Consider the following 13,518-nt stretch of genomic DNA (forward strand, 5'->3'; position numbering starts at 1 on the left):
CACGGCATTTAGGTTTTAGCTTGTGGCTTGACGCTTGTAGCTTGCCGCTGCGCTCTTAGAGCGCCTCCAGCGCCTTGCGCAGATTGCTGACAGTGCGCTCGATATTGTGCAGTTTGTCCAATCCGAACAACCCAACCCTGAAGGTCTTGAAGCTGGCGGGTTCGTCGCACATCAAAGGCACACCCGCAGCGGTTTGCAGGCCCTGGGCGCCGAACGCCTTGCCATTCTGGATGCTGTCATCGCTGGTGTAGCTGACTACTACGCCGGGCGCCTCGAAGCCTTCGGCAGCAACGCTGGCAAACCCCTTCTCCTTGAATAACGCCCGCACCGCCTTGCCCAGCTCCAGCTGTTCCTGTTTGACCTTGGCGAAGCCGTAGTCGCGGGTTTCCAGCATGGTATTGCGGAACTGCAATAGCGCGTCGGTTGGCATGGTTGCGTGATAGGCATGGCCGCCATTTTCATAGGCCTGCATGATCTGCAGCCACTTCTTCAGGTCGCAGGCGAAGCTGTTGCTGGTAGTGCCTTCCAGGCGCTCCAGTGCCTGCCGGCTGAGCATCACCAGTGCGCTGCACGGCGACGCGCTCCAGCCTTTCTGTGGCGCGCTGATCAGCACATCGACGCCACAGGCCTGCATATCGACCCAGACGGTGCCGGAGGCGATACAGTCGAGTACGAACAAGCCGCCGACCTCATGCACCGCATCAGCCACAGCGCGCAGGTAGTCATCCGGTAACAGGATGCCGGCAGCGGTTTCCACATGCGGCGCAAACACCAAGCTGGGTTTGTGCTGGCGAATGCTGGCCACCACTTCATCGATCTGTACTGGCGCAAAGGGAGCTTGCTCGTCAGTGGAGGTCTGGCGTGCCTTGAGTACGATCTCTTCGGCGGGCAGACGACCCATCTCAAAGATCTGCGACCAGCGATAGCTGAACCAGCCGTTACGAATCACCATGCAACGCTGATCCTGGGCAAATTGCCGGGCTACCGCTTCCATGCCGTAGGTTCCGCCACCAGGGACAACGGCAACAGCGGCTGCCTGGTATACGTCTTTCAGGGTGGTGGAAATATCGCGCATGACCTGCTGAAAAGTGCCGGACATGTGGTTCAGCGAGCGATCGGTAAAAACCACGGAGTATTCGAGCAGGCCATCGGGATCAATGGCAGGGACCAGGCTGGACACGTTTGTTTCTCCATCGGATGCATTGCGTAACACCGGCCAACCTGTGGCCGGTGAGATTCAAGGCTTATCCTAACCTGATTTGCCGGCTTATTGGCGGGTCAGATGAAACACGAAGTCGGTGGGTTTGCCTTTGATGTCGCCCAGACCGATGACAACGTCGTCATTGACCTTACGAAAGTAGTCCATGATCGGTTGGCTGTCGTAAATCAGTGCGGCAGAGGTAACGCCGTTGTATTTGATCTCGCGCATCTGCGCGCCGCCAAGCTTGTCGAAGGTCTTCACCTTGCCATCGGCATCCAGTACCAGCAGTGGTTCGACATCGGTCGTGGAGTTGAAGCGTTTGCCGTACCAGTTGATCGGGTCTGGCTCTGCGCCGCCGTCAAACTTGCCGCCTTTCCAGGTGCCGAGCATGAACTCGGTATCCACCGGCTGCAGTTGCTCGAACAGGGGCAGCAGGGTTTCGGCGGGGTAGGCCTCACCACTGGCAATCATTTCCAGCCAGCGTTGCTCCAGATCACCGGCACTGGCGCCGGTGCTCATTGCCGCCGTGAGGGCGGCGCCCAGAAGGGTCTTCTTTGTTGTGCTCATTGCTTGTCTCCACGTTATGGCTAGTTGTGGTACAGCAAGGCTCAACCGGTACACAGGCTCCAGCAGGCGTCACGTGCGGCATCGATGTCAGTCTGATCGAGGCTGATCAGGCCATCGCGTTCGGCCTTGATCAGATTGACAAAGGCACCCCAGATCAGCGCCATCAATACCTCGGCGCGGATATCTTTGCGGTACACGCCTTGCTTCTGCAACAAGCGGTAGTGTTCGAGAAGCGGTGCTCTGGTCTCGCGATCCAGGGTGCGGCTTTCATCGTCCAGATAGGGGCGATGATCCTGCAGCTCCATAAAACGGTAAGACGCGGGCGCTTCACGGGTGTAAAGCACCATTCTCTGCCACACCAGCGCAAATTTCTCGTAAGGCGTCAGGCTCTTGTCCAGATCCGAGTAGAGGCGTCGATTAAGACTGAGCTTCTCCTCCCTGAACAGCTCATTGACCAAAGCTTCCTTGCTGCTGAAGTATCGGTAAATGGTGCCGGTGCCGACGCCAGCCTGTTCAGCCAGTGCCGGCATCGGAACGCCGTTGACGCCACCCTCGGCGAAGACTTTCAGCGCGGCTTGTAATATGGCGCTGCGCTTGTCCTTGATCCGGGGCCGAATGATTTTTGCAGTGTTCGAATGAGTATTCATTCGCCTAGTTTATCCGGTATTCCTCGGCTGTACATACTTCAGATTATTGAATGGGCATCTTATGAAGCTAAGCACCCTGGCGGCATGAAGTCATTAATAAAATGAACGTTCATTCATATTCAGATTAACCTATTGTCGGCGCCCTGCCAAGCGCGGCCACCGGGTGGAAAAGGCAAACAGCAGACAAACAAAAGGCGCCATTGGCGCCTTTTGTTCCTGCTTGGGCGTTAGGAATGTTTGCGGCTGTTGATCGCCGCCTGCCAGGTGATGTGCTTGTCATCTTCCGGCGGGGGCATGCGGCTGCGCTTGTCGGCGCTCCGCACCAGGAACCAGGCCAACAGCGTAAACAGTGCAACGGCCAGCAGGATCACACTGGCGATCGCATTGATCTCCGGTTTGACGCCCAAACGCACGGCGGAGAACACTTCCATGGGCAGCGTGGTAGCGCCCGGGCCGGAGACGAAGCTGGCGAGAACCAGATCATCCAGCGATAACGTGAAGGACAACAACCAACCGGCGGCAATCGACGGCGCGATCATCGGCACGGTGATCAGCAGGAAGGTTTTCCACGGCGGCGCGCCAAGGTCCATGGCCGCCTCTTCAATCGACTGGTCCAGCTCGCCCAAACGGCCACTGACGACAATCGCGACATAGGCCGTACAGAAGGTCGTGTGGGCTATCCAGATGGTCATCACGCCGCGCTCTGCGGGCCAGCCGATAAGTTGCGCCATGGCCACGAACAGCAACAGCAAGGACAGACCGGTAATCACCTCAGGCATGACCAGAGGCGCGGTCACCAAACCGGAAAACAGCGTACGGCCACGGAAGCGTTTGATCCGCGTCATCACAAAAGCCGCCAGGGTGCCGAGTGCGACCGCGGCGCAAGCGGTGTAGACGGCTATCTGCAAGCTGCGCTTGACGGCGTTCATCAGTTGGGTGTTGTCCAGCAGGCCGACATACCAGTGGATCGACCAGCCGCCCCAGACCGTCACCAGGCGCGAGGCATTGAACGAGTAGATGACCAGGATGACCATGGGAATGTAGATAAACGCCAGGCCGACCCAGAGCATGATGGTGGAGAAAGCGAAACGATTTTTCATGCGTTCTTCTCCATCGCTCTGGACTGGTTGTAGTGAAACAGGATGATGGGTATCAGCAGGATCGCCAGCATCACGATGGCAAGCGCCGAGGCAACCGGCCAGTCACGATTGTTGAAGAACTCCTGCCACAGCACCTTGCCGATCATCAGCGTTTCCGGTCCGCCGAGCAGCTCGGGAATCACGAACTCGCCCACCACCGGAATAAATACCAGCATCGAGCCGGCAATGATGCCGGTCTTGGACAGTGGCACAGTGATCTTCCAGAACGCGCTCAGCTTGGACGCCCCCAGGTCCATCGCCGCCTCCAGCAGAGTCTCATCATGCTTGACCAGGTTGGCATACAGCGGCAACACCATGAACGGCAGGTAGGCATAGACCACGCCGATATACACCGCAATATTGGTGTTGAGGATCTGCAGCGGCGAGCTGATCACGCCAATCGACATCAACAGGTTATTCAGCAGGCCATTACTGCTGAGAATGCCCATCCAGGCGTAGACGCGGATCAGGATCGCCGTCCAGGTGGGCATCATAACCAGCAGCAGATAGACCAGCTGTTTTTCCCGGGGTGATCTGGCGATGGCCAGCGCCATGGGGTAACCCAGCAACAGGCAAATCACGGTGGATATCAGCGCTACCTTCAACGAGCCCAGATAAGCTGCGAGGTACAGTGAGTCCTGGGTAAGGAAAATATAGTTGCCGAGATTCACCACCACATTCAGCGACTGCTCGACGTAATCGAACAATGGCTTGTAGGGCGGAATGGCAATGGCGGCTTCTGAAAAGCTGATCTTCAGCACGATGGCGAAGGGCAGCAGGAAAAACAGAAACAGCCACAGATAAGGGACGCTGATAACCCAGAAGCGTCCGCTAGGGAGTATGCGAGAGATCAGCTTGTTCATGAGTGCAGTATCACCCCCGCGTCATCGTCCCAGCTGATGTAGACCTTGTCTTCCCAGGTCATGCGCGGTAGCCGGCGTTCCGAGTTGGCGAAGAAGGTCTGCACCAGATGGCCGCTTTCCAGCTTGATATAAAACACCGAGTGGCCGCCCAGGTAGGCGATATCGTGAATAGTGCCGTGCGCCCAGTTGTATTGCTGTTCAGGCATCTCGGTGCTTACCCAGACTTTCTCTGGGCGCAACGCATAGGTGATTTTCTTTTCCTGCGCGCGAGTGGTAATGCCGTGGCCGATATAGATCGGCCGATCCAGCTCGTCGCATTCGATGATCGCGTGGTCTTCCATATCCGCGACCAATTCGCCTTCAAAGATGTTCACGCTGCCGATAAATTCGGCAACGTGACGGCTGGCCGGGCTTTCGTAAATATCCATCGGCGAGCCAACCTGGGCGATCCAACCCTGGTGCATGATGGCAATGCGCTGGGCCATGGTCATGGCCTCTTCCTGGTCGTGGGTGACCATGATGCAGGTCACGCCGACCCGCTCGATGATCTCTACCAGTTCCAACTGCATCTGCGAGCGCAGCTTCTTGTCCAGCGCGCCCATGGGCTCATCAAGCAGCAACACTTTCGGGCTTTTCGCCAGCGAGCGAGCGAGCGCGACGCGCTGGCGCTGACCGCCGGACAGCTGATTGGGTTTGCGCTTGGCGTACTCGGTCATGTGCACCAGCTTGAGCATTTCTTCTACGCGGGCATTGACCTCGGCCTTGCTGAGTTTGTCCTGCTTGAGGCCGAAAGCGATGTTCTGCTCGACGCTCATATGCGGGAACAAGGCATAGGACTGGAACATCATGTTGATCGGCCGCTCGTAGGGCGGCAAATCGGTAATATCCTGGCCATCAAGAAATACACGGCCTTCGGAGGGCCGCTCAAAGCCGGCCAGAATACGCAGCAGAGTGGATTTGCCGGAGCCGGAGCCGCCAAGCAGCGCAAAGATTTCGCCACGGTTAATGCTGAGGCTTACATCATCCACCGCCAGGGCACCGTCAAAGCGCTTGCTGACGCGGTCAATGCGCACGAACTCGTCCGGTTTTGCCTTGGCCATGGCCTGTTTCATGGCACCTGCTGCTCCCACCATAATCTTCTCCGCAACTACGAGTAATGGGCCCACGCAATACTCAAGGCATGGGCCGGTCAATTCGGGATATAGCTGAAACAGGGGCTGCCGTGGCAGCCCCTGTTGATTACTGCCCGGATTTGATCCGGTTCCAGGAACGGGTAACGATGCGCTGGGCTGCCAGGGGCCGCGGTTCGGCAATGAACAACTTGTCCATCACTTCTTCGGTCGGATAAATGGCTGGATCGTTGAGGATCTCCTCATCAATCAACTCATTTGCCGCCTTGTTGGGGTTGGCATAAGCGACATAGTCGGTGATCGGTGCGACCACTTCCGGGCGCAGGATGTAGTTGATAAAGGTATGCGCGTTGTCAGCATTGGGCGCATCTTTGGGGATGGCCATCATGTCGAACCAGAGCTGAGTGCCTTCCTTGGGGATGGAGTAGCCGATGTTGACGCCGTTTTCAGCTTCGTCAGCCCGATCCGCCGCCTGGAACACATCACCGGAGAAGCCGACCGCTACGCAAATGTCGCCATTGGCCAGGTCGCTGATGTAACGCGATGAGTGAAAGTAGCGTACCGAGCTACGTACGCTCATCAGCAGCTCTTCGGCCTTCTTCAGGTCTTCGGCGTCGGTGCTGTTCGGGTCCAGACCCAGGTAGCCGAGGGCAGATGTCACCATATCGTCGCCCGAATCCAGCATCGAGATACCGCAGCTAGAGAGCTTGCTGGCTATTTCCGGATCGAACACCAGATCCCATGAATCGATCGGGGCATCGTCGCCGAGAATGGCTTTGACCTTGTCGACGTTATAGCCGATCCCGTTGGTGCCCCACATGTAGGGGATGGCGTACTTGCTGCCAAGACCTACGGCGTCAAGCTGGGCGAGCAGCTTCGGGTCAAGGTTCTTCATGTTGGGCAGCTTGTCGTGGTCCAGCTCCTGATAGACGCCGGCCTGGATCTGCTTGGTGAGAAAATGGTTGGACGGTACCACGACATCGAAACCAGACTGCCCTGTCAGCAACCGGGCATCCAGCACTTCGTTGGAATCATAAACGTCATAGGTAACGGCGATGCCGGTTTCCTTTTTGAAGTTATCAATGGTGTCTTCGGCAATGTAATCCGACCAGTTGAATATCTTCAGTTCGCCGGCGTCCTGTGCGCTGACCGCAGTGCTGAACAAACCTGCGGTAGCGAGAGCCAGCAGTGTCATTTTTATGGGCATTTTCACTGGAACCTTCATGACTTCTCCTCTTGCAGACTCCAGCCGGGATGGGCCTGGTCTGTTTTTTACTTGAGGCCGGCGCCGTGTGACGCCAGCCGGTGGTGAACTGCTTTTTCGCGTTAGCGCCCGGATTTGATGCGAGTCCAGGAGCGGGTGCGAACCCGTTCTATATTCGCCGGCAACTCTGCCAGCGTGAAGAGTTTATTCAAGGTTTCATCGCTCGGATAGACGCCGGGATCATTCAGTATGCTTTCTTCAATCATCGGCACCGAGGCCTTGTTGCCGTTGGCGTATGCGACATAGTTACTGACGTCGGCGATGACTTCCGGGCGCAGAATATAGTCGAGAAAGGCGTAGGCATTATCGACATTCTTGGCATCCACGGGCATGACCATCATGTCGAACCACATGGCCGCGCCTTCTTTGGGAATGGCGTATTTGACCACTTCACCATTCTCGGCTTCCTCAGCGCGTGCTGCGGCCTGCAGGATGTCGCCGGACCAGCCGACTGCGACGCAAATATTGCCATTGGCCAGATCGGTGATGAACTTCGAGGAGTGGAAGTAGGTGATGTGCGGGCGAATGCTCATCATCAACTCTTCGGCCTTGGCGTAGTCATCGGCATTGGTGCTGTTGGGATTCAGGCCGGCATAGAACAATGCCGAGGGAATGATTTCAGCCGGGGCGTCGAGAAAGGCTACGCCGCAGGAGGCGAGTTTTTCGATATTCTCCGGCTTAAAAACCAGGTCCCAGGAGTTGACTGGCGCATCCTCACCCAGAACGGCTTTGACCTTGGCTTCGTTGTAGCCGATACCGGTGGTGCCCCACAAGTAGGGGAAGGCGTACTTGTTGCCGGGGTCGTTGTTCTCCAATGCCTTGAGCAGCGTGGGATCGAGTTTGTCCCAGTTTTTCAGCTTGCTGCGGTCCAGCGGCATAAACGCGCCAGCCTTGATCTGCTTGCCCAGAAACTGGTTGGACGGCACGACTATGTCGAATCCGGAACTGCCGGACAGCAACTTGGCTTCCAGCACTTCGTTACTGTCGAATACGTCGTAAGTCACATTGATGCCAGTCTCTTTCTCGAAATTGGCGATGGTGTCTTCGGCGATGTAATCGGACCAGTTATAGACGTTAACCGAGCCTTCGGCATGCGCAGCGCCGCTGAAGGTCAGAGTGGTGAGGGTCATAGTGCAGGCCGCGGCCAGCAGGGTCTTGCCAAGCGGTTTTATCATGATCACTTCTCCATTTGTTTTCATAACGCGGTGCCAGGCCAGGCCCTGCTTCAGGCTTGTTTACACGCCCAGTTGCTCAGCCGTCAGATCCAGACAACGCCAGATCTTGCTCACCATCTCATCGATCTCCGCCGTGGTGATAACCAGAGGCGGAGACATGATCATGGTGTCACCTACCGCGCGCATCACCAGCCCGTTGCGGACACACATGTCGCGGCAGATCGAACCAGCCGCGCCTTTTTCGGCAAAGCGTGCGCGGGTGGTCTTGTCGCTGACCAGCTCGATGGCGCCGAGCAGGCCTACACCGCGTACTTCACCCACCAGACGATGTTCCGCCAGTTGGGCGATTCTGCTTTGCAAATACGGTGCCGCTTCCTGCTTTACATACTCGACGATTTTCTCGTCGCGCAGTATTCGCAGATTTTCCAGACCCACTGCGGCCGCAACCGGGTGGCCTGAGTAAGTGTAGCCGTGGAAAAATTCCCCGCCCTGATCGATCAAGGCCTTGGCCACCCGTTCGCCAACGATAACGCCACCCATGGGCAGGTAACCTGAGGTCATGCCCTTGGCAATCGGCATCAGGTCGGGTTTGAGGTCGTAATACTGGCTGCCGAACCATTCGCCCGTGCGGCCAAAGCCGCAGATCACTTCGTCCATGACCAGCAGAATGTCGTATTTGGCCAGAATGCGTTTGATCTCCGGCCAGTAGGTATCCGGTGGGATGATCACTCCGCCCGCGCCCTGGATGGGTTCGGCGATAAAGGCGGCGACCTGATCCTCGCCCAGCTCCTGGATTTTTGCCTCCAGTTGCTGCGCGGCCCAGATGCCGAACTCGTCGGGGCTCATGTCGCCGCCCTCACCGAACCAGTAAGGCTGCGGAATATGCACAATACCGGGGATCGGTAGATCACCCTGTTCATGCATGACCGACATGCCGCCCAGGCTGGCGCCCGCGACGGTAGAGCCGTGGTAGCCGTTGACGCGGCCGATGATGGTTTTCTTGGTCGGCTTACCTTGCAGATCCCAGTAGCGGCGGACCATGCGCAGTACGGTGTCGTTGGCCTCAGAGCCGGAGCCGGTGAAAAATACATGGTTCATATGCGCCGGGGCGATCTCGGCGATGGCCGTGGCCAGCTTGACCGCTGGTGGGTTGGCGCACTGGAAAAAGCTGTTGTAATAGGGCAGCTCAAGCATTTGCTTATAAGCAGCATCGGCCAGCTCGGTGCGGCCATAGCCGATACTCACGCACCACAATCCGGCCATGCCGTCGAGAATCTGGTTGCCTTCGCTATCCCACAGATACACGCCCTGGGCGCGCTCGATAATCCGTGTCCCGCGCTCGCCCAGTTCCTTGTGGTCGGTGAACGGGTGCAGGTAATGCGCTGCATCCATGGCTTGCAGTTGGGCAGTGCTGTAATGGGTTTCGTTGCTCATTCGATACTCCTTGCCTTCGGCATGCCTGGGCTCCGCATGCCGATGTCAATGTCGAAGGCGCCCGGCCCGGGCGCACTTTGATAACGCTTAATCAGACGCTGAGTAGCAGGAACTCGCGCTCCCAGGAGCTGATCACGCGCTTGTAGTTCTCGTGCTCGACGCGTTTGACGGCGACGTAGCCACGGCAGAACTTGCTGCCGAGTACCGCTTCCACGTCAGCACATTGCTCCATACGCTCCAACGCCGACTCGAGGGTCAGCGGCAGACGCAGGTTGCGGCGCTCATAGGCTCGACCCTTGACCGGTGCCGATGGCTCCATTCTGCCGACCATGCCCAGATAGCCGCAGAGCAAACTCGCGGCGATGGCGATGTAAGGGTTGGCATCGGCGCCGGGCAGGCGGTTTTCCACGCGGCGGTTCTGCGGCGTAGAGTCGGGCACACGCAAGCCGGCGGTGCGGTTCTCTTCGCCCCATTCGACGTTTACTGGCGCGGAGGTGTCCGGCAGGAAGCGGCGGAAGGAGTTCACGTTTGGCGCGAACAGCGGCAGCACCTCAGGGATGTAGCGCTGCAAGCCGCCGATATGGTGCAGGAACAGCTCGCTCATGCTGCCATCTTCATTGGAGAAGATATTCTGCCCGGTCTTGCGATCGACGATGCTCTGGTGCAGGTGCATAGCGCTGCCAGGCTCGTTGGTGATCGGTTTGGCCATAAAGGTCGCGGTCATATCATGCTTGAGCGCGGCCTCACGCATGGTGCGCTTGAACACCAGAATCTGGTCAGCCAAATGCAGCGGGTCGCCGTGACGGAAGTTGATTTCCATCTGCGCGGTGCCTTCTTCGTGGATCAGGGTATCCAGATCCAGGCCCTGCGCCTCGCACCAGTCGTACATATCTTCAAACAGCGGATCAAATTCGTTGGCGGCATCGATCGAGAACGACTGGCGGCCAGTCTCCTGACGGCCCGACCGGCCTACCGGCGGTTGCAGCGGCAGGTCTGGATCCTCATTGCGCTTGGTCAGATAAAACTCCATCTCAGGCGCAACCAGGGGCTGCCAGCCTTTGTCGGCGTACATCTTGAGGATCTTTTTGAGGATGTTGCGCGGCGACATTTCAATAGGCTCGCCGGCCTTGTCGTAGCAGTCATGAATGATCTGCGCCGTCGGCTCCAGAGCCCATGGCACCAGATAGACGGCGCTGTCATCGGGCTTACAGATCATGTCGATATCAGCCGGGTCGAGCAGGTCGTAATAGATGTCGTCTTCGACGTAATCGCCGGTTACCGATTGCAGCAAAATACTTTCGGGCAGACGCATGCCCTTCTCGGAAATAAACTTCATGGTGGGAGCGATTTTGCCCCGGGCGATACCGGTCAGGTCGCTGACCATGCACTCTACTTCGGTAATCTTGTTCTCTTTAAGCCACGCTTCAATCTTGTTCATAAATCCCTCAGGAGTGCCTGTTTGAACGTGCCCGGCAGGCGTCACCAAACGCCTTGAAGATCGACAGATAGAAGGCGTTGTCCTTTACCTTCCATTCCGGATGCCATTGCACGCCCAGCGCGAAATTGCTTGCCTGGCTGACCGAGAATGCCTCGACCAACCCATCTGGAGCTGTTGCTTCAGGCCGCAAGCCGGGTGCCAACTGGTCGACGCCCTGGGTGTGCAGGGAATTGACCTGTGCCGAGTTGCGGCCTGACAGTTCATAGAGTAGACCTCCTGGCTCAATATGGACTTCATGCGACAGGCCATATTGTTGCTCGACAGGATGCTCCTTGTTTTCGCGGTGCTCGATAAAGCCGCCCACTTCATACAGGCGCTGGTGCAGGGTGCCGCCAAAGGCGACATTCATTTCCTGAAAACCACGACAAATACACAGCACCGGGACGCCCCGGTCTATCGCGGCTTTAATCAAAGGCAGGGTGGTGGCATCGCGCTTGGCGTCGTGGCGGGTGCCTTCGGCGCTGGGTTGGCCATTATAATGATGCGGCTCCACATTCGACGGCGAGCCGGTAAACATGATGCCGTCGAGGGTATCAAGCAACTGCTCGAAGCCAATCTGCTCACCCAGGGCGGGAATCAGCAGCGGCAAACCCCCCGCGCCATCGACGACGCCAAGGATGTATTTTTCACCTACTATATGGAAAGGGTGCAGACCCAACTGATCGGTGCAGCAGGTAATGCCAATCAGGGGCTTTCGGACGACGGACATGAGTCAAAGCCTGTAGTGAATAACGTACATGAATTCGATGTTGTTCAATTTTTTATACAATAGCAACAAAAAATACTTTACACAAAAGCCAAAATCGCCAGGCTGATATGGCGGCTAGAAATGCCTCGAAGCCCGCTCTACGGCCCTATTTGGTGCGCGCTGCACTGCATTTGTGCAATCTTGATTCTATTGACTCATCATGGCCTTTCGGATTTACTCTGTTCCTAGTGCCAACGTGATTGATATATTTTACAAACAACAGGTGACATCTCATGCCATCCCTAACCGGAGCGGATACTGCGGCAGCCATCGCTGAGCCCGTCAGTGTCCAGGAAGCGGAGGCCTTTCTGGCCGAGCATCCGGAAATCCACTTCATTGATCTGCTGATTGCAGATATGAACGGCATCGTACGTGGCAAGCGTATCGACCGTTCGGCCCTTTTGAAAGCCTACGAAAAAGGTATTGCTCTCCCGGCCTCCATCTTTGCCTTGAATATCCAGGGCACCACGGTGGAAGAGACCGGTCTGGGTCTGGAAATCGGCGACGCGGACCGAGTCTGCCTGCCTATTCCCGGTACCCTGAGCGTTGAACCCTGGCAGAAGCGTCCGACCGGTCAGCTATTAATGACCATGTACGAACTGGACCGCAAGACGCCGTTTTTTGCTGACCCGCGTTATGTATTGCAACGTATCGTCAAACGCTTCAGCGAATTGGGTCTGACGCCAGTCTCGGCATTCGAGCTGGAGTTCTACCTGATTGACCAGGAAAACATCACTGGTCGCCCGCAACCACCACGCTCGCCGATGTCTGGCAAGCGTCCGAATTCCGTTCAGGTCTATTCCATGGATGACCTGGATGAGTACGCTGAATTCCTCCAGGACGTCATCGAGGCTGCCCACGAGCAGGACATCCCCGCAGACGCCATTGTAGCGGAATCAGCACCGGGTCAGTTCGAGGTCAACCTGCACCACGTGGATGATCCAGTGGTTGCCTGTGATCACAACGTATTGCTCAAACGCGTAATCAAGAACGTTGCTTACGACCATGAAATGGACACCACTTTCATGGCCAAGCCGTACTACGACCAGGCTGGTAATGGCATGCATGTGCATATCAGTCTGGTGGACGAGCTGGGTGTTAACGTTTTTGCGCCGAATGCCGACGGTACGTTAAGCGATACGCTGCGTTGGGCGATTGGCGGTCTGTTGCAGACGTTGCCGGAATATATGGCCTTTCTCTGTCCGAACGTAAACTCTTATCGTCGTTTCAGCCCGAGCTTCTTCGTTCCCTGCGCGCCGACCTGGGGTATTGATAACCGTACTGTCGCCGTTCGCGTGCCGGGCGGTGATCCGGAGTCTATGCGTATCGAGCATCGCCTGGCAGGCGCCGATGCCAACCCGTACCTGTTGATGGCTGCGTTGCTTTCGGCAATTCACTACGGCATCAGCAACAAGATCGAGCCGCCGGAAATGACCGAGGGCAATGCTTACGATCAGCACGAGGCCTCCCTGCCTACCAACCTACGTGATGCACTGCGTGCGCTGGAAAACTCTGCCGTCATGAAAGAGTACATTGGCGAGGAGTATCTGGACGTGTTCGTGTTGTGCAAGGAGAGCGAGCAGGAGGAGTTCGAGCGGACTATCTCGGATCTGGAATATATGTGGTATTTGCATACCGTCTGACCTTTGCTCGGTAATACATAGTCCCGTCCTTGTGGCGGGATTTTGTTATCTGCTGGCTGGCTGTCGGTCGGTTTTGGCTTTGGTTTGTTTTTGTTTTGGTCTCGCTCCGTGTCGGGTCTCGGCGTCGGCTGCCCTATGCGAGACACGCTCGCTGCCCTCCCTGGGCGCTCGGCATCGCACATCCCTGTGCTCTGACGGTCACGCATAGG

12 protein-coding genes are annotated in these 13,518 nt (G+C 57.0%); 1 reads left to right on the forward strand and 11 read right to left on the reverse strand.

Annotation, left to right across the window (positions count from 1 at the left end; translation table 11 throughout):
- Nucleotides 1–55: 55 nt before the first annotated feature.
- The 11 genes from DT594_RS13435 to DT594_RS13485 all read right to left on the reverse strand — a co-directional run bounded on the left by DT594_RS13435 (nt 56) and on the right by DT594_RS13485 (nt 11,627).
- A complete protein-coding gene (locus DT594_RS13435) occupies nt 56–1,180 on the reverse strand; it encodes an aminotransferase class V-fold PLP-dependent enzyme (protein WP_149333123.1) in 1,125 nt (374 codons plus the stop codon).
- Nucleotides 1,181–1,267: 87 nt separating this feature from the next.
- Complete coding sequence (locus DT594_RS13440) at nt 1,268–1,768, reverse strand: DUF4334 domain-containing protein (protein ID WP_218574518.1); 501 nt, start codon at nt 1,766–1,768, stop codon at nt 1,268–1,270.
- A 41-nt stretch (nt 1,769–1,809) separates the two neighbouring features.
- The gene (locus DT594_RS13445) at nt 1,810–2,415 is read right to left on the reverse strand and encodes a TetR/AcrR family transcriptional regulator (RefSeq protein WP_149333124.1); all 606 of its coding nucleotides are present in this window, start codon (nt 2,413–2,415) and stop codon (nt 1,810–1,812) included.
- 227 nt (nt 2,416–2,642) lie between these two features.
- Entirely contained in the window at nt 2,643–3,515 is an 873-nt protein-coding gene (locus DT594_RS13450) for an ABC transporter permease subunit (RefSeq protein WP_149333125.1), read from the reverse strand.
- Nucleotides 3,512–4,417 (reverse strand): ABC transporter permease subunit, encoded by a 906-nt coding sequence (locus tag DT594_RS13455; protein WP_149333126.1) that lies wholly within the window; start codon nt 4,415–4,417, stop codon nt 3,512–3,514. The genes DT594_RS13450 and DT594_RS13455 overlap by 4 nt, the downstream gene beginning before the upstream one ends.
- On the reverse strand, nt 4,414–5,550 hold the full coding sequence (locus DT594_RS13460) for an ABC transporter ATP-binding protein (RefSeq protein ID WP_096346317.1): 1,137 nt from the start codon (nt 5,548–5,550) through the stop codon (nt 4,414–4,416). The genes DT594_RS13455 and DT594_RS13460 overlap by 4 nt, the downstream gene beginning before the upstream one ends.
- A 106-nt stretch (nt 5,551–5,656) precedes the next feature.
- Nucleotides 5,657–6,772, reverse strand: a complete 1,116-nt coding sequence (locus DT594_RS13465) for a polyamine ABC transporter substrate-binding protein (protein ID WP_218574519.1) — start codon at nt 6,770–6,772, stop codon at nt 5,657–5,659.
- A 101-nt stretch (nt 6,773–6,873) separates the two neighbouring features.
- Complete coding sequence (locus DT594_RS13470; RefSeq protein WP_425460558.1) at nt 6,874–7,983, reverse strand: extracellular solute-binding protein; 1,110 nt, start codon at nt 7,981–7,983, stop codon at nt 6,874–6,876.
- Between the two features lie 63 nt (nt 7,984–8,046).
- Nucleotides 8,047–9,420 (reverse strand): aspartate aminotransferase family protein, encoded by a 1,374-nt coding sequence (locus tag DT594_RS13475; protein ID WP_149333128.1) that lies wholly within the window; start codon nt 9,418–9,420, stop codon nt 8,047–8,049.
- A 91-nt stretch (nt 9,421–9,511) separates the two neighbouring features.
- Nucleotides 9,512–10,858 carry a glutamine synthetase family protein gene (locus tag DT594_RS13480; protein WP_096346314.1) on the reverse strand — a complete coding sequence of 449 codons (1,347 nt, stop codon included), beginning with the start codon at nt 10,856–10,858 and terminating at the stop codon, nt 9,512–9,514.
- A gap of 7 nt (nt 10,859–10,865) precedes the next feature.
- A complete protein-coding gene (locus DT594_RS13485) occupies nt 10,866–11,627 on the reverse strand; it encodes a gamma-glutamyl-gamma-aminobutyrate hydrolase family protein (protein ID WP_149333129.1) in 762 nt (253 codons plus the stop codon).
- A 272-nt stretch (nt 11,628–11,899) separates the two neighbouring features.
- On the opposite strand from DT594_RS13485, the gene DT594_RS13490 reads away from it, so the two are divergent.
- Nucleotides 11,900–13,309, forward strand: a complete 1,410-nt coding sequence (locus DT594_RS13490) for a glutamine synthetase family protein (RefSeq protein WP_149333130.1) — start codon at nt 11,900–11,902, stop codon at nt 13,307–13,309.
- The last annotated feature ends 209 nt before the right edge of the window (nt 13,310–13,518 follow it).

The organism is Halopseudomonas laoshanensis (assembly GCF_008365385.1).
GTDB classification, from domain to species: domain Bacteria; phylum Pseudomonadota; class Gammaproteobacteria; order Pseudomonadales; family Pseudomonadaceae; genus Halopseudomonas; species Halopseudomonas laoshanensis.